The following is a 23,111-nucleotide window of genomic DNA, read 5'->3' on the forward strand; positions in this document are numbered from 1 at the left end:
GCACCGGCCTTTTCACCTGTTTTCCCCGTTTTCCTGCTGCGCTGAAACCGAAGGCCCAGGCTTTGCCAACTATACTTGGCACAACAGGATGACAAAAACAGGAGCGTAAAATGACCCATTCCCTGCAAGATCATGAGCTATTCCAGACGGGCTGTCTGATTAACGGCCAGTGGCAAACCCTGAGCGAAACCTTTGATGTGCTTAATCCGGCTACCGGAGAAGTCATTGCCCGCGTTGCTAAAGGCGGTAAGCGCGAGACGGAGCAGGCTATTGCGGCGGCCGAGCGGGCTTTTCCCGCCTGGCGGGCCCTGACGGCGAAACAGCGGTCAGAGATCCTTTATCGCTGGTATCAGCTGATGATTGAAAATAAAAGCTGGCTGGGGCGGCTGATGACGGCTGAACAGGGCAAACCGCTGAAAGAGGCGGAAGGCGAAGTGGAGTATGCCGCCAGCTTTATTCAGTGGTTTGCCGAGCAGGCCAAGCGCGTTAATGGCGAAATTATTCCGCCAGCCAAAAGCGGCGCGCGCATTCTGGCAACCCGTGAACCCATTGGCGTGGTAGCCGCGATTACGCCGTGGAATTTTCCGATGGCGATGCTGACGCGTAAGCTTGGGCCCGCGCTGGCCGCCGGCTGTACCGGCATTATCAAACCGGCCAACAACACGCCGCTTTCCGCCTTTGCGCTGCTGGCGCTGGCGCAAAAAGCGGGCGTGCCCGATGGGGTGCTGAATGGCGTTGCCGGCGATACCCACGCCATCAGCGACGCCATTATGGCCAGCGGCGCAGTGCGCAAAATCTCTTTTACCGGCTCAACCGCCGTGGGCAAAACGCTGATGCGTAACGCTGCGGAAACGATGAAAAAAATCTCTATGGAATTAGGCGGCAACGCTCCTTATATCGTGTTTGAGGATGCGGATATTGATGCTGCGGTTAAAGGGGCGATAGCAAATAAATTCCGTAATGCCGGGCAGGTTTGCGTCAGCGTAAATCGCTTTTTTATTCACGATGCGGTTTACGATCGTTTCGTTAATCAGCTGGCGACAGAGGTCAACAAGCTGAAGGTTGGCAACGGCATGGATGAGGGCGTCGTGGTTGGTCCGTTAATCAATCACGCGGCGGTAGAAAAAGTTGAGGAACATGTAAAGGATGCGCAGGCGAAGGGCGGCCGTATCGTGACCGGCGGCGCACGACATGCGCTGGGCGGCAACTTTTGGCAGCCAACGGTGATCGCCGATGCCAGTGAAGAGATGAAGTTGGCCCGCGAGGAGACCTTCGGCCCGGTTGCGGCCTGTTTTCGTTTTACCCATGAGGATGAGGTTATCCGCCGGGCGAATGCCACGGAGTATGGTCTGGCGGCCTACTTTTATACGCAAAACCTGCAGCGGGTATTTCGGGTCTCCTCGGCGCTGGAAAGCGGCATGATTGGCATCAATGAGTGTGCGGTATCAACCGAACTGGCACCTTTCGGCGGCGTAAAAGAGTCCGGGCTGGGACGTGAAGGCTCGGTACTGGGTATGGAAGAGTATCTGGAAGTAAAAGCCCTGCATATTGGTGGCCTGTAAGCAGATTGGGCGCGCAGGCGCCCAATTGCGTATTAAGGAGCAGCCGGCATGAAGAAAGAGAGTTTTGATTTTAATGAGATCGTCGATCAGGCGCACTTTTATCGCCAGTTCAGCGAGCGCTTTGCGCTTAGCGATCGGTTAATTGTCGACCTGGATTCATTATGGGATGCCGTGACGGAATCCCGGCTGCCGTTACCGGTAGAAATTGAGTTTATTCATTTAGGCGCCGGGCAAAAACGCCGCTATGGCGCGCTGATTTTGCTGTTTGAGGAGGCAGAAGAAGAGCTGGAAGGAAAGTTCCGCTTTAATGTTCGTCAGGCGAAAAGCCAATAAAAAAGGCCCCAAACGACAGGGCCAAAGGGTTCGTCAGGTAGCTGACGAGGAATTACTTATAGAGTTCTGCCGTGACATGCCAGCTATTGCCGCTGCGTGCTTCGATAATGCGATAAGCATGAGCGCCCTGTGCATCGGCTTTTTCAGCGAGTCGTGCCTGCTGATCCATTGGCGACCCGCCAGCACCGCTCACGGTGATAATCCCCGTAGACTGCAAATTTTGCGCCTGCTGCTGGCTAACCTGTTCAGCAGCACAAGCGCCAAAGGTTACCAGCGTCAGCAGGCCAAGAGCATTAATCGCCGTTTTGATTGTCATTGTTCATCTCTTCGTGTGATCAACAACCTACGGTTACCACATCAGGCCCCGGTCATCGATGCCACGCTCAGGCCTTCAGGCCCGCTAATTATTGATAAATTACAGCGGTAGCGTGGTAGTTACCGTTGGTATAAGCCTCAACAACGCGGTAGGCCGAAGCGCCTTCTTTATCCGCTTTCTGAGCCAGATGCTGGCGAATAGTGGTGGGGCTGGCATCAATACCGCTAACGGAAATGGTGCCGATCGGCTGTAGGTTTTGGCTGGCAGCCTCTTGTTGCGTTACCAGATCGGCTGCGGCTGCGCCGAATGAAAGTACGGAAGCCAGACCTAAAGCAGCAAAGGTAAATGTGGTTTTCATTTTTTACTCCTGAATATCGATGTTACGGCAGCCGGGATGGCTTGATAGCGATTGTTTTTTCTGAGGCTGCCTGAGTCGTAGATGCGTTAAACCGTTATGCAACCGACGGTTGCGTTTCGCTTATTTATACAGCTCAGCAGTCACGTGATAGTTGTCATTGTTACGCGCTTCGATAATGCGATACGCGCTGGCGCCCTGACGTTCGGCTTTTGCCTGCAGCGCCTGATGAATATCCATCGGCGTGCCCGCTACGCCACTAACGCTTACCGTCCCTACAGGCTGCAGATTTTGCGCTTGATCGGCGTTAATGGATTCTGCTGCGAAAGCGCCGAATGACAGGGTAGAAAGAAGCCCTACGGTTGCGATGGTAGTTTTAATGTTCATTGATCTGTTCCTCGTCTTCTGTTTTTGTCTTTATTTGCTCTGTGATTCGCATCACGAAAACAAGTATAGAACTAATAACGTCAGAAATTAATACTCTGCTAATAATGTTTTGTTGTGACGCTTTAGCCAATGACGCCCTTTTTATAACGTTAAGTTATAACAAGCGGTTATAATGTGTACGATGTGCGTTATTTTTTAGTAAAAACAAAGGGATGTGTCACTTTATCTATTTGTGCTTTGCCTGCTGGTTAAATCCACCAGTGAAAAAATAAAAGCAGTCATATGCACTATGGTACAGCCATAAAAGCAGCATAATATGCGAAGGAGGCGCTATGGCGGGCTACTGGGCGACGTGGCCTTATTCCATTTGGCGCTGATAGCGCCTTATCGCAATAAGGAAATAAGAGTAGAAGGCGGCGGATCGGCAGCCCATTGGACAAGAAAAGTAATAGCGGCGAGTTAACGGTGGGGAAAGAAACGGGATCGTTAGCTCCGAATGCCAGCGATCCCGCTTTGCTTACAGCTCCTGTTCAAACAGATTCAGGATAGCTTCATAAAGTTGTTTAACGGTAAAGGCGCGTGCCGGGGTAATAAAAATGGTGTCATCACCCGCAATCGTACCGAGGATCCCTTCTGCTTTTCCTAAGGAGTCCAGCAGGCGGGCGATCAGCTGGGCTGCGCCGGGGCTGGTATGAATCACTACCAGCGCATCATTGTAATCAATATCCAGCACCAAGTTTTTAAGCGGAGAGGTGGTGGTCGGCACCCCCAGTTCGGCTGGCAGACAGTAGACCATTTCCATCTTCGCATTACGGGTACGCACCGCACCAAACTTGGTCAGCATACGGGAGACTTTCGACTGATTGATATTGTCGAAGCCTTCTTCCTGCAGGGCGGTCACGATCTCGCCCTGCGAGCTGAATTTTTCTTCTTTAAGTAAAGCTTTGAACGCTTTAATCAGATCTTCTTGTTTCGATGGGTTACGCATAGGCTACCGATAATATAAAAATGCTGTGAAGCCCGGCCAGCAGGCGATACATTATTATGCATTTGGATGAATGTTTATGCAAATACGCTGCGGCGAATAACAGCTTTACCGCGCGGTGGGCGCGCATTTTACCAGACTTTCAGCGCAGAGAAAATTTACGCTAAGCGCATAGCTATGACGGATGAAGTGAAGGAATTGTTATAAAATTGATGTTGTTCTGCTAAGCGCGAACGGTGTAAGGTATTGCTGATTAATCTATCTTTATCCGGTTACGCTCAGTGTCAGACCTGTACGTAATGCGGTCATTTTCACCCGTTTTCGCCAGCAGTTTGTGTCTTGCTACGCAAAACGATGACAACGTCCTCGCTATTACTTCTCAGGTCGTCCAGCATGGTACCCCGCTGGATTCCAACATTTTTCTGCTCACAATAATAAGGAGTTTAGGATGAAAGTTGCAGTTCTCGGTGCGGCTGGTGGTATCGGCCAGGCACTCGCACTTCTGCTGAAAACCCAGCTGCCTGCGGGTTCAGAACTCTCTCTGTATGATATTGCTCCCGTAACGCCCGGTGTGGCCGTTGATTTAAGCCACATTCCTACGCCGGTTAAAATCAAAGGGTTCAGCGGTGAAGATGCAACGCCTGCGCTGCAGGGCGCCGATGTGGTATTGATCTCTGCCGGCGTGGCGCGTAAGCCTGGTATGGATCGCTCCGATCTGTTTAATGTTAACGCCGGTATCGTACGCAATCTGATTGAACAGGTGGCTAAAACCTGTCCTAAAGCGCTGATCGGGGTAATTACTAACCCGGTTAACACCACCGTTGCCATTGCCGCAGAAGTACTGAAAAAAGCGGGCGTTTACGATAAAAATCGTCTGTTCGGCGTAACCACGCTGGATATTATCCGCTCTAATACTTTTGTGGCCGAGCTGAAAGGCAAACAGCCGACCGAGTTGAATGTACCGGTCGTGGGCGGACACTCCGGCGTCACCATTCTGCCGCTGCTTTCACAGGTGCCCGGCGTTTCTTTCAGCGAACAGGAAGCGGCCGACCTGACCAAACGTATCCAGAACGCGGGTACTGAAGTGGTTGAAGCGAAGGCGGGCGGCGGATCCGCTACGCTGTCGATGGGGCAGGCCGCTGCGCGCTTTGGCCTGTCGCTGGTACGTGCGCTACAGGGCGAAAGCAACGTAGTTGAGTGCGCCTATGTCGAAGGCGATGGCGAATATGCACGCTTTTTCTCGCAGCCGCTGCTGCTGGGTAAAGAGGGTGTTGCCGAGCGTCGTCCTGTTGGCCAGCTGAGCGATTTTGAGCAAAAAGCGCTGGAAAACATGCTGGACACGCTGAAGAAAGATATTCAGCTGGGCGAAGAGTTCGTTAAGTAAAAAACGAATATTAAAAAGGGAGCCGCAGGGCTCCCTTTTTTATTGTCAGGCAACCCGAAGCGCAGATTCGTTGCCTTGCTTTTAAAGGAAGCCGTAAGACTTCCTTTTTACTTGCCAGCTATTGCGCCGGATATTCCTGAATGGTGACTTTCAGCGTCAGTTTCCGATCGTTACGAATAACCCGCACATCAATGACCGAGCCTGGACGTATCTCAGCTACCTGATCCATGGTTTCCTGTGCAGAAACGGCGGGCTTGCCGTTGACGCTAATAATCAGATCGTTAACCTGAATACCGGCTTTGGCCGCCGGGCCCTCAGGCGAAACGTTACTTACCACAATCCCCTGAATATGATCGATACCAGCATTCTGCCCATGCAGCGGAGGAACCTCGCGGCCGGTAATGCCGATATAGCCGCGAATCACGCGCCCGTCACGGATAAGCTTATCCATAATTTTTGTCGCCAGCGCGGTGGGAATCGCAAAGCCGATGCCTTCGGGCGTCTCTCCATCATTACTTTTATCAAAAGAGAGCGTATTAATGCCCATCAGCTCGCCCAGCGAGTTAATTAGCGCCCCGCCGGAGTTGCCCCGGTTAATCGACGCGTCGGTTTGCAGGAAGTTTTGCCGCCCGGAAGGGCTTAAACCGACGCGGCCGGTGGCGCTGATAATGCCCTGCGTAACGGTTTGCCCAAGGTTATAGGGATTACCGATAGCCATCACTATATCGCCTACGTGAGCGATGCGTTCACGGTTAATGGGAATAACCGGCAAATTAGTCGCGGTGATTTTCAGCACCGCCAGATCGGTCAGGCTATCAGAGCCAACCAGCATTGCTTCAATAAAACGCCCGTCCTGTAGCGCGACGATAATCTGATCGGCACCGTTGATGACGTGACGGTTAGTCAGAATATAACCTTTGTTATTCATTATCACGCCGGAGCCGAGCGTAGTAATGCCTCGTCCGTTATTACTCGACGCGCTGCGGTTATAAACGTTTACCACTGCCGGAACGGCGCGGCGTACACCCTGATTAAAGCTAAATGGCGTTTGATCGGCGCTGCTTTCAGGTGAGGAAAGCAAACTGTTGCCGATGCGTAACGCGGGCATCACCGCCAGTAAAATACCTGCGACGATCAGCCCCAGAACTACCGAGCGCAAGAGTTTAAGAAACATGATGTTAAGCTATATCGGAAAAGAACTGGGGCAGAATATCATGAGTTACGCGGACACACACGGGCTTGTGTCCGCAACATGATACGGCTCTTTTTTAACGCAGCAGCAGATAGATACTTTCACCGCCGCGTACTACATTCAGCGCCAGGAAAGGCGGTTTGCTGGTCAGCACCTTACGCATCTCATCCAGGTTCTGAACGCGAGTGCGGTTAACGCCGATGATGACATCATCCTTTTGCAAACCGATCTGTTCGGCCGGCGTCCCTTTTTGTACGCTATCTACCTTGACGCCCTTATTACCGTCCGGTAGCTGACCATCGCTGAGCGAAGCGCCCTGTAACGCTGGCGTCATTAGTTCGTCGCTGGTCATGGTACGCGCGCTGGCATCAAGCTTCACCGTGACGCTAAGCGGCTTCCCTTCGCGCAGCAGGCCGATTTTTACCTCTTTACCCGGCGGCGTAGTGCCGATTTTTACCCGCAGCTCGGCAAAGCTGGTAACCGGCTTATCATCCACGGAAGTGATAATGTCGCCGGCCTTAATCCCTGCGGCTGCCGCAGCGGATTTAGGCAGAACTTCCGAGACAAAGGCGCCGCGCTGGGTATCAACGTTAAAGGCGCGCGCCATGTCGGCGGTCATTTCCGTTCCCTTAATGCCCAGCTGACCGCGTTTTATTTCACCGGTCTCAATCAGCTGCTTAGCCAGCTCCATAGCCATATTGCCGGGAATCGCGAAGCCGATACCAATATTGCCGCCGCTGGAGGCGAGGATCGCGGTATTGATGCCGATCAGCTCACCGTTCAGGTTCACCAGCGCCCCTCCTGAGTTGCCACGGTTAATCGCAGCATCGGTCTGAATAAAGTTTTCCAGACCTTCCAGGTTCAGGCCGCTGCGGCCCAGCGCGGAGATAATGCCTGAGGTTGCGGTTTGGCCGAGACCAAAGGGGTTACCGATGGCGATAGCGAAGTCGCCGACCCGTAGCTGGTCGGAATCCGCGACTTTTATCTGCGTCAGGTTTTTAGCGTTCTGTATCTGAATAAGCGCAATATCAGTCTGCTCATCGCGCCCCAACAGCTTAGCGTCATATTCACGGCCATCGCTCAGCTGGACGCTGATTTTATCGGCACCGTTAACCACATGATTATTGGTTAATATATAGCCTTTTTGCGCATCGATAATCACGCCCGACCCTAAGCCTTCAAAAGGCTGCGGCTGCGCCTCGCCCTGTCCCTGACCAAAAAAGCGTTTTAACGGCTCAGGCAGATCCTGCGTCGCGTCTTCGGTTGACGTGCCTTCAACATGCACGCTGACCACGGCCGGCAAGACTTTTTCCAGCATTGGCGCCAGGCTGGGCAGCGCCTGATTCTGAACCTGGGCAGGCAGCGACGCCATGGCTGAAGGCGCCAGGGTCAGATTTAAACCAACGGATAAGGCTACCGCGCTCAACAATAATGATTTTTTCTTCATCGTTACGACGCTCTCGCTGCTCAACAGGGGGAAGATCTTGCATGCCAGCTCAGGTTGCTGGCTTGAAAAAACAAAAGAAAACAGGGCGCTGACGCGCCCCGTAGATCAATTGCGCGGGGTACGTTCACCACGCAGCAGACCGGACGCATTTTCTGAATAATCGCGAGGGATCTGTACCGGCGCCTGATCGTTATCCGCTTCCGCTTCGGTAAGCTGATAAGCGAACGGGTTTTTCTCACCCGGCAAATTAGGCAACAGATCGTTAGATCCTTTTGCCATATGCTGATAGAGCTGGCGATAATCACGCGCCATGTTATCCAGTAGCTCTGCGCTATGGGCAAAGTGGTTGGTCAGCTCTTCACGGTAATCTGCCAGCTCCGCTTTGGATTTCTCCAGTTCATACTGCAGGCTGCGCTGTTCGCGCAATTTCCTGTTACCAAAACGCATGGCGATAGCGCCGATAATAATACCAATGACTAAACCAATTAGCCCGTATTCCCAGGTCATAATGACTCCCGTATTGTCCTCGTTGTTCCGTAGGGCGTTCCACTTCAATAGTAGCCACTATAACCGTTAATCTTATGGAAGTGGAATCCTGCGGCAGCATCGCTTAGGGTAGAACGAACTTTTTTTCGACAAACAGGCAGTTGCCTGACATTTTTCAGGAAAGCAGGATCACGAATGCAAACGATGTCTCCGCTGACGCGTTATCAGCAGGCGCTGGATAAAGGTGAATATCAGCCTGATGAAGTCCAGCATGCGGCGATTAGCCGCTTAGATGCGATTCAGCAGGCGCTTATCGCCCGTCGCCCTTCAGTACAGCAGCCAGCGTCAGGCTGGCGCGGCAAGCTAAATAAGCTGCTGGGAAAAGAAAAAAACAGTCAGCAGCCGGTGCGCGGGCTTTATATGTGGGGCGGCGTCGGACGCGGCAAAACCTGGGTAATGGATCTGTTTTTTCAGTCTATTCCTGGTGAACGCAAGCTGCGGCTTCATTTTCACCGTTTTATGCTGCGGGTGCATGAAGAGTTAACCGCGCTGCAGGGTGAAAGCGATCCGCTGGAAATTGTGGCGGACCGCTTTAAAGCACAGGCGGATGTGCTGTGCTTCGATGAGTTTTTTGTTTCTGATATTACCGATGCCATGCTGCTGGGCACCCTGATGGAGGCGCTGTTTGCGCGCGGCATTACCCTGATAGCGACCTCTAATATTCCGCCTGATGAGCTATACCGCAACGGCCTGCAGCGCGCGCGCTTTTTACCCGCCATTGAACAGATTAAGCAGCATTGCGAAATTATGAACGTCGATGCGGGCATCGATTACCGTCTGCGTACGTTAACCTCAGCGCATCTCTGGATGTCGCCACTGAGTGAGGAAACGCGCCAGGCTATGAGCCGCATGTTTATCGCGCTGGCGGGACAGGAGGCAGAAGAGAAACCGGTGCTGGAGATTAATCATCGCCAGCTGCCGACGCAGGGTGTAGAAAAGGGCATACTGGCGATCGACTTCGCCACGCTGTGCGGGGAAGGGCGTAGTCAGCATGATTACATCGAACTGTCGCGGCGTTTTCATAGCGTGCTGCTGCTGGATGTGCCGGTTATGCAGGCGCGCAGCGAAGACCGGGCGCGCCGTTTTCTGGCGTTAGTGGATGAATTTTACGAACGTCACGTAAAACTGGTGGTTTCCGCTGAGGCTTCGCTGTTTGATATTTATCAGGGCGAGCGGCTGAAATTTGAATATCAGCGCTGCCTGTCGCGTCTGCAGGAGATGCAAAGCGAAGAGTATTTGCGGTTAAAGCATCTCTCCTGAGCGGGGCGCTTTTTTTGTTGAAAAGTGATCGATCTTTGGCAACGACTTCTCTATAATCTTGCGACCCCACGTTACGGCAAAGTTTTTTTTCCCAGAAACTTTGTAGCACCGGCAAAACTGTCCGAGGGGGTGGCTTGCTGGTCGATAAGGTCGTGTGAGCCTCAACCGTTTATTCAAGCGTTTGGGATTTCACCAACGTGTAACTTAATTTGGGTAAGCTTTTAGATGAAAACTTTTACAGCTAAGCCAGAAACCGTCCAACGTGACTGGTATGTCGTTGACGCGACGGGCAAAACTTTAGGTCGTTTAGCGACTGAACTGGCTCGCCGTCTGCGTGGCAAGCATAAAGCGGAATATACTCCGCACGTTGATACTGGTGATTACATCATCGTTCTGAACGCAGAAAAAGTTGCCGTAACCGGTAACAAGCGTAGCGATAAGATCTATTACCATCACACCGGCCACATCGGTGGTATCAAACAAGCGACCTTCGAAGAGATGATTGCTCGCCGTCCTGAGCGTGTAATTGAAATCGCGGTTAAAGGTATGCTGCCGAAGGGCCCGCTGGGTCGTGCTATGTACCGTAAACTGAAAGTTTACGCGGGCAACGAGCACAACCATGCGGCACAGCAACCGCAAGTTCTTGACATTTAATCGGGATTACAGGCAATGGCTGAGAATCAAAACTACGGCACTGGTCGCCGCAAAAGCTCTTCCGCTCGCGTCTTTATCAAGCCGGGTAGCGGTAACATCGTTATCAACCAGCGTTCTCTGGAACAGTACTTCGGTCGTGAAACTGCCCGCATGGTAGTTCGTCAGCCGCTGGAACTGCTGGATCTGGTTGGTAAATTCGATCTGTACATCACCGTTAAAGGTGGTGGTATCTCTGGTCAGGCTGGTGCGATCCGTCACGGTATCACCCGCGCTCTGATGGAGTACGACGAGTCCCTGCGTGGCGAACTGCGTAAAGCAGGCTTCGTTACTCGCGATGCTCGTGAAGTTGAACGTAAGAAAGTCGGCCTGCGTAAAGCACGTCGTCGTCCGCAGTTCTCCAAACGTTAATTGTTTCTGCCCCGGCAGCAGCAATTACAAAAACCCGGCGCTTTGCGCTGGGTTTTTTTATGCGTAAAGAGCAGCAAAACAAAAGTAAATCCCGCCTTTTTACCGGCAATTCTTTTTTCCCATCGCCACAAGCTGCCTAAAATCTGGTAAACTGACTGTCACTTTGCGCCCGTTAAACGGAGAGCGTCCTGACAGGAAGAGGATTGATGTAGCTCCGGCTAGCGGGTGGTTTCGTCAAGCAGGTTAGTCGCCGCGCGGTTGGCTATTCGCACTGTATTCTGGATAAACTTGGAGGTTTTCATGGCTGTCGCTGCCAACAAACGTTCGGTAATGACGCTGTTTTCTGGTCCGACTGACATTTTCAGCCATCAGGTGCGTATCGTACTGGCAGAAAAAGGTGTCAGCGTAGAGATCGAGCAGGTTGAAATGGATAATCTGCCGCAGGATCTGATTGACCTCAACCCGTATCGTACCGTGCCTACGCTGGTCGATCGTGAGCTGACGCTGTACCAATCACGCATCATTATGGAATACCTCGACGAACGCTTTCCGCATCCGCCGCTGATGCCTGTTTATCCGGTCGCACGTGGTGACAGCCGTCTGATGATGCATCGTATTGAGCAGGACTGGTACAGCCTGATGCGCACCATCGAAACCGGCTCCGCTCAGCAGGCGGAAACGGCACGTAAGCAGCTGCGTGAAGAGCTACTGGCTATTGCGCCGCTGTTTACGCGTACGCCTTTCTTCCTGAGCGAAGAATTCAGCCTGGTAGACTGCTATCTGGCTCCGCTGCTGTGGCGTTTGCCGCTGCTTGGCGTGGAACTGATCGGTAGCGGTACTAAAGAGCTTAAAGGCTATATGACGCGCGTATTTGAGCGTGACTCTTTCCTCGCTTCGCTGACCGAAGCAGAACGCGAAATGCGCCTGCAAGCCCGGGGCTAACGGCTATGGAAATGTCTCAGCTTACCGCCCGCCGTCCTTACCTGCTGCGCGCTTTCTATGAGTGGCTGTTGGACAATCAGCTAACGCCGCATTTAGTGGTGGATATTAATCTACCTGGCGTGTTGGTGCCGCTTGAATATGCCCGTGACGGACAGATTGTATTAAACATTGCACCGCGTGCCGTGGGCAATCTGGAGTTAGGTAATGATGAAGTGCGCTTTAATGCGCGCTTCGGTGGCGTTCCTCGTCAGGTTACCGTGCCCATCGCGGCGGTACTGGCTATCTATGCGCGTGAGAACGGGGCAGGCACCATGTTTGAGCCCGAACCCGCTTATGAGCTACAGGATACGGATGAGCTGTCACAGGGTCAGGAAGAAACGGTCATGTCCGTGATTGACGGCGACCGTCCTGATGATGCCGAATCCGGCAGCGATAATCCTGACGACGATCCACCGCCGCGCGGTGGGCGTCCTGCATTACGCGTCGTTAAATAAAAGAGCGGGCCTTCAGGCCCGTTTTTTATGTCGCGCATTTCGTCTCCGTTGCGCGTAGATGCGTTTTCTCTTTCAGCCGGTTTTTCGCTCGACGAATAAAAAAGCCCGCCAATAAAAATGCGGGCTTTTTTTATCGGGCAGCAGCGTAATCAGACTTCCAGGTAATTCATAATCCCTTCTGCAGCTTTACGCCCTTCAGCAATCGCGGTAACCACTAAGTCAGAACCGCGTACCGCATCGCCGCCGGCAAAAATTTTCGGATTAGTGGTCTGGAAGGCATTTTCATGCCCTTCCGGCGCAATGATACGGCCCTGCGCGTCCAGCTCAACGCTAAACTGTTCCAGCCATTCCATTTTATGCGGGCGGAAGCCAAATGCCACCACCACGGCGTCAGCGGGCAAAATATGCTCAGAACCCGCGACGATTTCAGCGCGACGACGGCCCTGCGCATCAGGCTGGCCCATTTCGGTGCGAGCAACCCTGACGCCGCAGACGCGGCCATTACCGTTCACTTCCACACCTAACGGCTGCAGGTTGAACTGGAATTCCACGCCTTCTTCACGCGCATTTTTAACTTCGCGGCGTGAGCCCGGCATGTTCTCTTCATCACGACGATAGGCGCAGGTTACGTGCGTAGCGCCCTGACGAATAGAGGTGCGCACGCAGTCCATCGCCGTATCGCCACCGCCCAACACCACTACGCGTTTGCCTTGCATATTGATATAGGGCTGCTCAGCCAGTTCTGCAAAACCCATGATTTGACGCGTATTGGCAATCAGGAAAGGAAGGGCATCGTACACGCCCGGCGCATCTTCGTTTTCCAGGCCGCCGCGCATTGACTGATAGGTGCCCACGCCAAGGAATACCGCATCAAAATCGCCGAGCAGATCGCTTAACTGAATATCACGACCTACCTCAGTATTAAGCTGGAAATCAATGCCCATCTCGGTGAACATCTCGCGGCGACGCGTCATCACTTCTTTTTCCAGCTTGAAGGCGGGAATTCCGAAGGTCAGCAAACCGCCAATTTCCGGATGGCGATCGTAAACCACCGCTTTGACGCCGTTGCGGGTTAACACATCAGCGCAGGCCAGGCCAGCCGGACCCGCGCCGATAATCGCTACGCGTTTACCGGTCGGTTTAACGTGCGACAGATCGGGGCGCCAGCCCATCTCCATCGCCTTATCATTGATATAACGCTCAATATTGCCGATGGTGACGGCGCCAAACTCATCGTTAAGCGTACAGGAGCCTTCGCACAGGCGATCCTGCGGGCAAACGCGCCCGCATACCTCAGGCAGACTGTTTGTCTGATGCGATAGCTCGGCCGCTTCGATAATTCTTCCTTCATTAGCCAGCTTCAGCCAGTTCGGGATGTAATTATGTACCGGACATTTCCATTCGCAGTAGGGGTTACCGCATGACAAACAGCGATCCGCCTGGGCTTTCGCCTGGCTTCCCGAAAAAGGCTCGTAGATTTCTACAAACTCAATTTTACGGATCTTGAGCGGCTTTTTCGGCGGATCAACGCGCTGCAAGTCGATAAACTGATAAACGTTTTGACTCATTGTGACCTCTTACTGCGCCTGCACCCGCAGCTCGGCTGCGGAACGACTACGATGCCCCAACAATGCTTTGACATCACTGGATTTGGGTTTGACCAGCGCAAACCTGGACGACCACTCTGGCCAGTTAGCCAGAATCTCTTCGCCATACGCCGATCCGGTATGCTGAACATGCTCGGTGATTAAACCGCGCAGGTGCTCTTCATGAATAGCCAGCTCGTCCACGTTCAGCACTTCTACCAGCTCCGGGTTAACGCGCTTGCGGAACTCACCATCTTCATCCAGCACATAGGCAAAGCCGCCGGTCATCCCGGCGCCAAAGTTGACGCCGGTTTTACCCAGGACGCAAACAATGCCGCCGGTCATATATTCACAGCCGTTATCGCCGATGCCTTCCACAACGGTGATCGCACCGGAGTTACGTACTGCGAAACGCTCGCCTGCGCGGCCAGCCGCAAACAGTTTGCCGCCGGTTGCGCCATACAGACAGGTGTTGCCGGCAATCGTCGCTTCGTGACTGCGGAACGCCGAACCAACCGGCGGACGGATGGCCAACATGCCGCCAGCCATACCTTTGCCTACGTAGTCATTGGCGTCGCCGGTAAGGGTTTGCTCTACGCCACCAGCGTTCCATACGCCAAAACTTTGTCCAGCCGTACCGCTGTAATGAACCTTGATCGGATCGGCGGCCAGCCCCTGATCGCCGTGGATCGCGGCGATCGCACCGGAGAGCGTGGCGCCAACGGAGCGATCGGTGTTGCGAATATCAAACCAGAACGTTTTGCTCTGCTTCGCTTCCACGTAAGGCATCGCCTGCTGTAACAGCGCTTTGTTAAGGTCGCCATTATCAAACGGCGGGTTGCTGCTTTCAGTACAGTAAACCGCTTTACCAGGCATCGGCGTTGCCGTTACCAGCAACGAAGAGAGATCCAGGTTCTGCTGTTTCGCCGTGAAGCCTTCAAGCACTTTTAACAGGTCAGTGCGGCCAATCAGATCCACCAGCCGTTTAACGCCCAGCTCCGCCATAATTTCCCGCGTTTCCTGCGCGATAAACTGGAAGTAGTTGGTTACGCGATACGGCAGCCCGTGGTAATGATTTTTACGCAGCTTTTCATCCTGAGTGGCTACGCCGGTCGCGCAGTTATTCAGATGGCAAATACGCAGGTATTTACAGCCCAGCGCCACCATCGGCCCGGTACCAAAACCAAAGCTTTCTGCGCCGAGGATCGCGGCTTTGATAATATCGCGTCCGGTTTTTAAACCACCGTCAACCTGCAGGCGAATCTTATGACGCAGGCCGTTTGCCACCAGCGCCTGCTGCGTTTCGACCAGCCCCAGCTCCCAGGGACAACCGGCATATTTTACCGAACTGAGCGGGCTGGCGCCGGTGCCGCCATCATAGCCGGCAATCGTAATTAAATCGGCATAGGCTTTTGCTACGCCGGTTGCGATAGTTCCCACGCCCGGTTCTGAAACCAGCTTCACGGAAATCATCGCCTTAGGATTAACCTGTTTCAGATCGAAAATCAGCTGCGCCAGATCCTCAATCGAGTAGATGTCATGATGCGGCGGCGGAGAAATCAGGGTAACGCCCGGTACGGAATAACGCAGCTTGGCGATATAAGGGGTAACCTTATCGCCCGGCAGCTGACCGCCTTCGCCGGGTTTCGCGCCCTGCGCCACTTTAATCTGAATAACATCGGCATTGACTAAATAAGCGGGCGTAACGCCAAAGCGACCCGAAGCAACCTGCTTAATGCGCGAGACTTTATTGGTCCCGTAACGCGCCGGATCTTCACCGCCTTCACCGGAGTTGGAATAGCCGCCCATGCTGTTCATTGCCTCAGCCAACGATTCATGGGCTTCCGGGCTCAGCGCGCCGATAGACATCGCAGCGGTATCAAAACGCTTGTACAGCTCGCTGGCCGGCTCAACCTCATCCAGCCTTACCGGATGGGTGCCTGGCTGAATCTCCAGCAGATCGCGCAGCGTAGCAACCGGGCGCTCATTTACTTCACGGGCATAGAGCTGATAGTCGCTATATTCCCCGCTCTGCACCGCTTTTTGCAGCGTACCCACTACGTCCGGGTTATAGGCATGGTACTCCCCGCCGTGCACATATTTCAGCAGACCACCCTGATCGAGCGGTTTGCGCTGAAGCCATGCGCGTTTTGCCAGGTTAACCAGATCCTGTTGGAAATCAGCAAAGCTGGCGCCGTTAATACGGCTGACGACGCCCTGAAAACAGAGCGAGGAGACTTCCTTATGCAGGCCAACCGCTTCGAACAGCTTAGAGCAGCGGTAAGAGGCGATGGTTGAAATGCCCATCTTGGACATGATCTTATACAGGCCTTTGTTGATACCGTTACGGTAGTTCAACATGAGCGTACGATAATCTTTCTCAATAATGCCGCTGTCGGCCATTTTCGCCAGTGACTCATAGGCGAGGTAAGGATAGATAGCCGTCGCGCCGAAGCCCAGCAGCACGGCGAAATGATGCGGATCGCGCGCGCTGGCGGTTTCAACGATGATATTGGCATCACAGCGCAGGTTTTTTTCAACCAGGCGAGCCTGAATCGCGCCAACTGCCATCGGCGCCGGAACCGGCAGACGATCTTCCGCAATGGCACGATCGGACAGCACCAGCAGCACCGTACCGTTACGTACCATACTTTCAGCCCGATCGCAGAGCTGGTGCATCGTCGCTTCCAGCGTTTGTTCGGCTGGGTTAAAAGTGCAGTCAAGCGTATCGGCGCGGTAGTATTCGCCTTCCAGCGTCGTCAGCTGACGGAAGTCGGAATAGAGCAGGATCGGCGATTTAAACGAGACGCGATGCGCCTGGCCTTCCGCTTCGCAGAAGACATTCATCTCACGGCCGATGCTGGTCGCCAGCGACATCACGTGATTTTCGCGCAACGGATCGATCGGCGGGTTAGTCACCTGCGCGAACTGCTGGCGGAAATAGTCATAAATAATGCGTGGACGGCTGGAAAGCACGGCGAATGGCGTGTCATCGCCCATCGATCCGACCGCTTCCTGGCCGTTTTCTCCCAGCACACGAATAATCTGGTCCAGCTCTTCGCTGCTGTAGCCGAACTGTTTCTGGTAAGTGGCCAGCGTTGTATCATCCAGTTTGCGGCTACCAACCTGCTCGTCAGGCAGATCCTCAAACGGCACCAGACGCTTAACGTTTTTCTCCATCCATGACTGATAGGGATGTCGGCTTTTCAGATCGTTGTCGGTCTCTGCAGAATGCAGAATGCGGCCAGCACGCGTATCGATAACCATCAGCTCGCCCGGACCTACGCGGCCTTTTTCCAGCACTTCATCCGGCTGGTAATCCCAGATGCCGACTTCAGAGGCGCAGGTGATGAGCTTATCTTTGGTAATCACATAGCGCGCCGGGCGCAGGCCGTTACGATCGAGGTTACAGGCGGCATAGCGGCCATCAGACATTACGATGCCGGCCGGGCCGTCCCACGGCTCCATATGCATCGAGTTGAAGTCAAAGAAGGCGCGCAGCTCCGGGTCCATATTCGGATTATTTTGCCAGGCCGGCGGTACCAGCAGACGCATCGCACGGATCAGGTCCATCCCGCCACTCAAAAACAGCTCCAGCATATTATCCATAGAGCTGGAATCGGAGCCGGTTTCATTAACGAACGGGGAGGCATCCTGCAAATCGGGGATCAGCGGCGTCTGGAATTTATAGGCGCGCGCGCGTGCCCACTGACGGTTGCCGGCAATGGTATTGATTTCACCATTGTGCGCCATATAGCGGAACGGCTGGGCCAGCGGCCAGCGCGGTACGGTATTGGTGGAGAAACGCTGGTGGAACAGGCAAATGGCCGACTCCAGACGCAGATCCGCCAGGTCAAGGTAGAAGCGCGGCAGATCCGCCGGCATACACAGACCTTTATAAATGTTGACCTGGTTGGAGAAGCTGCAGATATAGAACTCTTTATCGCCCAGCGCTTCAATACGCTTTTCGATACGACGACGCGCCATATACAGGCGGCGTTCCATATCACGCGGACGCCAGCCAGCGGGGGCGTTGATAAAAATTTGCTCAATGCGCGGCAGAGAGGAGAGGGCTATTTCGCCCAGCACGTCCTGATTCGTCGGCACATCGCGCCAGCCAACGAACGATAAGGTTTCGCGCAGCACTTCTTCTTCGACAATGCGACGGCTGATACGGGCTTGCTCATCGTCCTGGCTCAGGAACAGCATACCGACCGCGTAATTTTTAGCTAAGCGCCAGTTCTGTTCCTGGGCAACGATACGGAAAAAACGGTCGGGTTTTTGTAATAGCAGGCCGCAGCCGTCTCCGGTTTTGCCATCAGCAAGAATTGCGCCGCGGTGCTGCATACGAGCCAGGGCATGGATCGCGGTGCGCACTACTTTATGGCTGGGTTCGCCTTCAATATGAGCGATCAGGCCGAAACCACAGTTATCCTTTTCAAGGGATTTATCGTACAACATTTCAGTGAACCTCCCCAGGCTCTGCGGATCCCCGGCATCGACGGCGGGCGTAGAAAGGGCTGGCGGCAGGATTGCGTATCATACGCGCACATGTCGCATGCTCCCATTCATAGCCTCAGGCATCGGTGTCACAAGTATTGCGGACTTGTTTCAGAGGGAATCTCAATTACTGCATAAATATGATGAGTGGAACACTCATCCGAAAAGCTTCCAGCGGATTTCCAACTTATCGGGAAAGCGTAAAGAGGTCAAATAGCGTTCTTACCTACGCTTTTTCTCGCTTTGTTTGATTAACTTTTTGTTTTTAAAGTAATTTGTGCGAAATTTTGTGCTGTGCGCCCCTTGCCTGCTTCAAAGCAGAGTGTGAGCTGTATCACTATAGGGTAGCGGTCAAATCTCTGCACCATGCTGGTGCTGGCGCGTATTGCAGAATTTCCTGCTATTAAATCCCGCTGAAGTGCAGGATATATCTGTTTTTCTTATGGCGTTTTTTTTGTATTAACTCAATGAGAGTTATAAGGAAAATTAATCAAGCGAATATTGACTAAAAAGCTGCTTAATTTGAATGATTATTCGTTGAAATAAAAGAGGACTAAAGACATTGCGCGGGCATTGTCTTGAAAAGCATCAGATGTGAGGAAATAAGCCTGTTTTAAGCAGGGCCCTTCAATGTAAGCGACTTAATAAAATAGTCAATATTTTTGACCCGCTAACTTCCTTTACCGGGTAAAACGGATTTATATGCACTTTAATAGTGCAGGTCCGGCTATTTCCCTGTGGAAGGCGAGTTTGAGCCTGTCACGTCCCGCTGGCATTAAAGTGGGGTATGATGGAAAAAGAGACCCGGAAGGAAGCTGATATGAAACAAATTCGCCTGTTGGCGCAATATTATGTCGATTTAATGGTAAAGCTGGGGCTGATTCGCTTTTCTCTGCTGTTAGCCTCGGCGCTGGTCGTGCTGGCTATGGTCGTGCAGATGGCGGTCACCATGTTGCTGCGCGGTCATGTTGAAAGTATTGATATGGTGCGCTCCGTTTTCTTTGGGCTGCTAATTACGCCGTGGGCCGTTTACTTTTTATCGGTTGTGGTTGAGCAACTGGAAGAGTCGCGACAGCGGCTGGCCCGGCTGGTGGATAAGCTGGAGGAGATGCGCAAGCGCGATTTGGAACTGAACCAGCAGATGAAAGAGACCATTAGTCAGCTTAACCAGGAAATCGCCGACCGTATCAAAGCGGAAGAGGCGCGTTTACTGGTGGTGGATAAGCTAAAAGAGGAGATGGCGCGCCGCGAGCAAGCGCAAATCGAACTGGAGCAACAAACCTCTTTTCTGCGATCTTTCCTCGATGCCTCGCCGGACCTGGTATTTTACCGCAATATCGATCAGCAATTTTCCGGCTGTAACCGGGCGATGGAGCTGCTGACCGGAAAAAGTGAAAAACAGCTGATCGGCCTGACGCCAAAAGATGTTTACGATGAAGAAGCGGCGACAAAAGTACTGGAAACGGATGAGAAAGTATTCCGCCACCACGTTTCGCTAACGTATGAGCAGTGGCTGCAATATCCCGATGGCCGCAAAGCCTGCTTTGAGATTCGTAAAGTGCCTTACTATGACCGCGTGGGCAAACGCAGCGGCCTGATGGGCTTTGGCCGCGATATTACGGAGCGTAAGCGCTATCAGGACGCGCTGGAGAATGCCAGCCGCGAGAAGACCACCTTTATTTCAACCATCAGCCATGAGCTGCGTACGCCGCTGAACGGCATCGTTGGGCTCAGCCGTATTCTGCTGGATACCGAACTGAATCAGGAACAGCTGAAATATCTCAAAACCATCCATGTTTCCGCGATAACGCTGGGCAATATTTTTAATGATGTTATTGAGATGGATAAGATCGAGCGCCGTAAGGTACAGCTTGATAATCAGCCGCTCGATTTTACCGGCTTCCTCGCTGACCTGGAAAACCTGTCCGGCCTGTTAGCCCAGCCGAAAGGGTTGAAGTTCGTACTGCAACCTCAGCTGCCGCTGCCCCATAAGATCATTGCTGACGGCACACGTCTGCGTCAGATCCTGTGGAACCTGATTGGTAACGCGGTGAAGTTTACTCAGCAGGGTGAAATTATCGTGCGGGTTTCCTGTGAGGCAGAAAAACTGCGCTTTGAAGTTGAAGATTCGGGAATGGGAATTCCGCCTGATGAGCAGGATAAAATCTTTGCGATGTATTATCAGGTTAAAGATCAGCACGGCGGTAAACCCGCTACCGGCACCGGTATCGGCCTGGCGGTGTCACGACGTTTAGCACAGGCCATGGGCGGCGATATTACCGTGCGCAGCCAGCCTGGCGAAGGCGCATGTTTTACGGTGACGCTGAGCGCGCCGCACATCGCTGAAGAAGTCGAGGATGAAATGCCGGCTGATGAGATGCCGCTGCCTGCGCTGCACGTGCTGCTGGTTGAAGATATTGAGCTAAACGTCATTGTCGCGCGTTCTGTATTAGAGAAGCTGGGAAATAGCGTCGAAGTCGCCATGACCGGACAGGCAGCCCTGGATATGTTTGATCCCGACGAGTTCGATCTGGTGTTGCTGGATATTCAGCTGCCGGATATGACCGGTCTGGATGTGGCTCGCGCAATACATCAGCGCTTTAGCGGGCAGGTATTGCCGCCGCTGGTGGCCCTGACGGCCAATGTCCTGAAGGATAAAAAAGAGTATCTGGATGCGGGCATGGATGACGTACTCAGCAAACCGCTGGCGGTGCCGGCGTTAACGGCGATGATCAAAAAGTTCTGGGACTATCAGGATGATCCGATCGAGCCGCACACGCAGCTGGATGAAAAGAAACTGGCGTTACTTGACCTGCCTATGCTGGAGCAATATATCGATCTGGTTGGCCCATCACTTATCACCCGCGGTCTTGATATGTTTGAGCAGCTGTTGCCGGGCTATCTGGCGGTGCTGGATTCCAACATGATGGCGCGTGATCAAAAGGGCATTGCTGAGGAAGGGCACAAAATCAAAGGCGCAGCGGGCTCGGTTGGATTACAGCATCTGCAACAGTTAGCGAAACAGATCCAAAGTCCGGAGTTGCCTGCCTGGTGGGACAATGTTCAGGAATGGATTGACGAACTCAGGCAAGAATGGCGGCATGATGTGGCCGTATTGCGTGAATGGATTGAACAACAGGAAGCGGGACGCTGAAAAAAATGACCCCGGCTTGTGCCGGGGTGCGCGAATACTGCGCCAACACCAGGGAAAAAGTTTGCTCAGGCCATTTCTTAGAAGAGTTAACAAGCGGCACAAGCATGGTATTGGTTAACGCTTTGACACACCTTAGCAAATCTCAATGTCTCTGTTAAATGATTCATTAAAATATGTGATGTGCGCCAGCGTTCCTGTACAGAAAACATTAATTTACTGACACAGTCAAGCAAGGAATTAACTGAGGCCCTATCTTGGCGTCAATTTAAGCTTTTGTAAAGGATTTCATTACAAAAATCTTCCAGCCTTGATAAGCCATACTTAGGTTCTCATTTTTTAACAATAATCCGTACTTATCCTGTGTGATATATTTAATTAACTCATTGTATTTAAATATAATATTTAAAGATAACCCTGACCTGAAACCGGCGATGAAAAAGTTGGGCCTGGCCCTTTAACCGCGTTGTTTGCCCGCAAGCGGCGACAACGGGCAGCAGACGGAACAGGGAGAAATAAAAAGAGTAAAAAGGGAACCGGGCGGGTAGCCAGTGAGTAGTTAACTTCAGTTAATTTTGTCTTTTTAACCCCTCGAATGGTGCTTTATCAACCTATTTATAAATTATTCAAATGTTTTTTCTTATGGGTAATGGGCGGGTTTTCAGAGTAAGCCGCGATAAAACAGCAAGCGAACTAAACTTTGGAACCGATTCCGCCGCGACGGAAGCCATTGATGCAAGAAGAATTTTACAAACGCTAAACTTCTGAATCAGAAGGCGTAGTGAAGAAAAGCCGTTTTTTTAACAGGTTTTGCGCCCTGCGGTTAACGGACAAGAAAAGGCAGTAACAGACGTAATTAATAAGTGAAAAAATCAGTAATGGAAAAGAGCAAATGAAGAAAAATAAAGGGGGCTTCCTGAGCATGGCCCGGCGCTGGTTAGCGCGACTGGTGATGTTAATTGCGGGACTATGGTTGGCCGAAATGGCGCTGTTTGCCTTTTTGCCGGTGCCGTTTTCAGCCGTTATGGCAGAACGCCAGGTTTCGGCATGGCTAACGGGGAATGTCGCATGGGTAGCGCATTCTGACTGGGTCTCCAGAGATAATATTTCTCCCTGGATGCCGTTGGCGGTGATTGCCGCAGAGGATCAAAAATTCCCGGTTCACTGGGGATTTGACGTCGAGGCGATTGAATCCGTACTTGATAAGCAGAACGGGCGGCTGCGTGGCGCTTCTACGCTATCTCAACAAACGGCAAAAAATTTATTTCTGTGGGATGGTCGCAGCTGGCTGCGTAAAGGCCTGGAGGCAGGATTAACGCTGGGGTTGGAAGGCGTATGGAGTAAGAGACGTATTCTGACGGTCTATCTGAATATTGCCGAATTTGGCGACGGGGTATTTGGCGTTGAGGCCGCTTCGCAGCGTTATTTTCATAAGCCCGCCAGCCGGCTGACGCTGTCAGAAGCGGCGCTTCTGGCAGCGGTACTGCCGAATCCGCTGCGCTTTCGCGCCGATGCGCCCTCAGGCTATGTACGGCAGCGTCAGGCGTGGATCATGCGGCAGATGAGCCAGCTGGGCGGCGTGGGCTTTATTCAACGGCATAAACTGTAG

The 23,111-nt window shown here is 52.7% G+C and carries 19 protein-coding genes; 10 read left to right on the top strand and 9 right to left on the bottom strand.

Going from position 1 to position 23,111, the window contains the following annotated elements; translation table 11 throughout:
• Positions 1–110 precede the first annotated feature (110 nt).
• The gene (locus tag COO59_RS14675) at positions 111–1,562 is read left to right on the top strand and encodes an NAD-dependent succinate-semialdehyde dehydrogenase (RefSeq protein WP_103060519.1); all 1,452 of its coding nucleotides are present in this window, start codon (positions 111–113) and stop codon (positions 1,560–1,562) included.
• 48 nt (positions 1,563–1,610) lie between these two features.
• On the top strand, positions 1,611–1,895 hold the full coding sequence (locus tag COO59_RS14680; RefSeq protein WP_103060520.1) for a barstar family protein: 285 nt from the start codon (positions 1,611–1,613) through the stop codon (positions 1,893–1,895).
• Between the two features lie 52 nt (positions 1,896–1,947).
• Here the strand turns inward: COO59_RS14680 and yhcN (COO59_RS14685) are convergent, their stop codons facing one another.
• The 4 genes from yhcN (COO59_RS14685) to argR all read right to left on the bottom strand — a co-directional run bounded on the left by yhcN (COO59_RS14685) (position 1,948) and on the right by argR (position 3,941).
• Positions 1,948–2,211, bottom strand: a complete 264-nt coding sequence (yhcN, locus tag COO59_RS14685) for a peroxide/acid stress response protein YhcN (protein ID WP_103060521.1) — start codon at positions 2,209–2,211, stop codon at positions 1,948–1,950.
• 88 nt (positions 2,212–2,299) lie between these two features.
• The gene (gene yhcN / locus COO59_RS14690) at positions 2,300–2,569 is read right to left on the bottom strand and encodes a peroxide/acid stress response protein YhcN (RefSeq protein WP_103060522.1); all 270 of its coding nucleotides are present in this window, start codon (positions 2,567–2,569) and stop codon (positions 2,300–2,302) included.
• A gap of 120 nt (positions 2,570–2,689) precedes the next feature.
• Entirely contained in the window at positions 2,690–2,953 is a 264-nt protein-coding gene (yhcN, locus tag COO59_RS14695; RefSeq protein ID WP_103060523.1) for a peroxide/acid stress response protein YhcN, read from the bottom strand.
• 517 nt (positions 2,954–3,470) lie between these two features.
• Positions 3,471–3,941, bottom strand: a complete 471-nt coding sequence (gene argR / locus COO59_RS14700; protein ID WP_038628827.1) for a transcriptional regulator ArgR — start codon at positions 3,939–3,941, stop codon at positions 3,471–3,473.
• 445 nt (positions 3,942–4,386) lie between these two features.
• On the opposite strand from argR, the gene mdh reads away from it, so the two are divergent.
• Positions 4,387–5,322 (top strand): malate dehydrogenase, encoded by a 936-nt coding sequence (gene mdh, locus COO59_RS14705; protein ID WP_103060524.1) that lies wholly within the window; start codon positions 4,387–4,389, stop codon positions 5,320–5,322.
• A gap of 118 nt (positions 5,323–5,440) precedes the next feature.
• On the opposite strand, the gene degS is transcribed toward mdh, so the two are convergent.
• The 3 genes from degS to zapG all read right to left on the bottom strand — a co-directional run bounded on the left by degS (position 5,441) and on the right by zapG (position 8,468).
• Positions 5,441–6,496, bottom strand: a complete 1,056-nt coding sequence (degS, locus tag COO59_RS14710; protein WP_103060525.1) for an outer membrane-stress sensor serine endopeptidase DegS — start codon at positions 6,494–6,496, stop codon at positions 5,441–5,443.
• A 94-nt stretch (positions 6,497–6,590) separates the two neighbouring features.
• Entirely contained in the window at positions 6,591–7,961 is a 1,371-nt protein-coding gene (gene degQ, locus COO59_RS14715; RefSeq protein ID WP_103060526.1) for a serine endoprotease DegQ, read from the bottom strand.
• A 105-nt stretch (positions 7,962–8,066) separates the two neighbouring features.
• Positions 8,067–8,468 (bottom strand): Z-ring associated protein ZapG, encoded by a 402-nt coding sequence (zapG, locus tag COO59_RS14720; protein WP_103060527.1) that lies wholly within the window; start codon positions 8,466–8,468, stop codon positions 8,067–8,069.
• Between the two features lie 174 nt (positions 8,469–8,642).
• Between zapG and zapE the strand changes: the two genes are divergently transcribed.
• From zapE to sspB, 5 genes are all read left to right on the top strand, one after another.
• Positions 8,643–9,767, top strand: a complete 1,125-nt coding sequence (zapE, locus tag COO59_RS14725; RefSeq protein WP_103060528.1) for a cell division protein ZapE — start codon at positions 8,643–8,645, stop codon at positions 9,765–9,767.
• Between the two features lie 225 nt (positions 9,768–9,992).
• Complete coding sequence (gene rplM, locus COO59_RS14730) at positions 9,993–10,421, top strand: 50S ribosomal protein L13 (protein WP_006121722.1); 429 nt, start codon at positions 9,993–9,995, stop codon at positions 10,419–10,421.
• 15 nt (positions 10,422–10,436) lie between these two features.
• Positions 10,437–10,829, top strand: a complete 393-nt coding sequence (gene rpsI, locus COO59_RS14735) for a 30S ribosomal protein S9 (RefSeq protein ID WP_085068355.1) — start codon at positions 10,437–10,439, stop codon at positions 10,827–10,829.
• Positions 10,830–11,129: 300 nt separating this feature from the next.
• Positions 11,130–11,771 (top strand): stringent starvation protein SspA, encoded by a 642-nt coding sequence (gene sspA / locus COO59_RS14740; protein ID WP_103060529.1) that lies wholly within the window; start codon positions 11,130–11,132, stop codon positions 11,769–11,771.
• 5 nt (positions 11,772–11,776) lie between these two features.
• Complete coding sequence (gene sspB, locus COO59_RS14745) at positions 11,777–12,265, top strand: ClpXP protease specificity-enhancing factor (RefSeq protein ID WP_103060530.1); 489 nt, start codon at positions 11,777–11,779, stop codon at positions 12,263–12,265.
• Positions 12,266–12,414: 149 nt separating this feature from the next.
• On the opposite strand, the gene COO59_RS14750 is transcribed toward sspB, so the two are convergent.
• A complete protein-coding gene (locus tag COO59_RS14750) occupies positions 12,415–13,833 on the bottom strand; it encodes a glutamate synthase small subunit (protein ID WP_103060531.1) in 1,419 nt (472 codons plus the stop codon).
• Positions 13,834–13,842: 9 nt separating this feature from the next.
• Positions 13,843–18,312 carry a glutamate synthase large subunit gene (gene gltB / locus COO59_RS14755; protein ID WP_103060532.1) on the bottom strand — a complete coding sequence of 1,490 codons (4,470 nt, stop codon included), beginning with the start codon at positions 18,310–18,312 and terminating at the stop codon, positions 13,843–13,845.
• 859 nt (positions 18,313–19,171) lie between these two features.
• Between gltB and arcB the strand changes: the two genes are divergently transcribed.
• Together arcB and mtgA are read left to right on the top strand one after the other, a co-directional pair.
• Positions 19,172–21,505 (top strand): aerobic respiration two-component sensor histidine kinase ArcB, encoded by a 2,334-nt coding sequence (arcB, locus tag COO59_RS14760; protein WP_103060533.1) that lies wholly within the window; start codon positions 19,172–19,174, stop codon positions 21,503–21,505.
• A gap of 889 nt (positions 21,506–22,394) precedes the next feature.
• Entirely contained in the window at positions 22,395–23,111 is a 717-nt protein-coding gene (gene mtgA / locus COO59_RS14765) for a monofunctional biosynthetic peptidoglycan transglycosylase (protein ID WP_103060534.1), read from the top strand.

It is taken from the genome of Mixta theicola (assembly GCF_002895925.1).
Classification (GTDB): Bacteria; Pseudomonadota; Gammaproteobacteria; order Enterobacterales; family Enterobacteriaceae; genus Mixta; species Mixta theicola.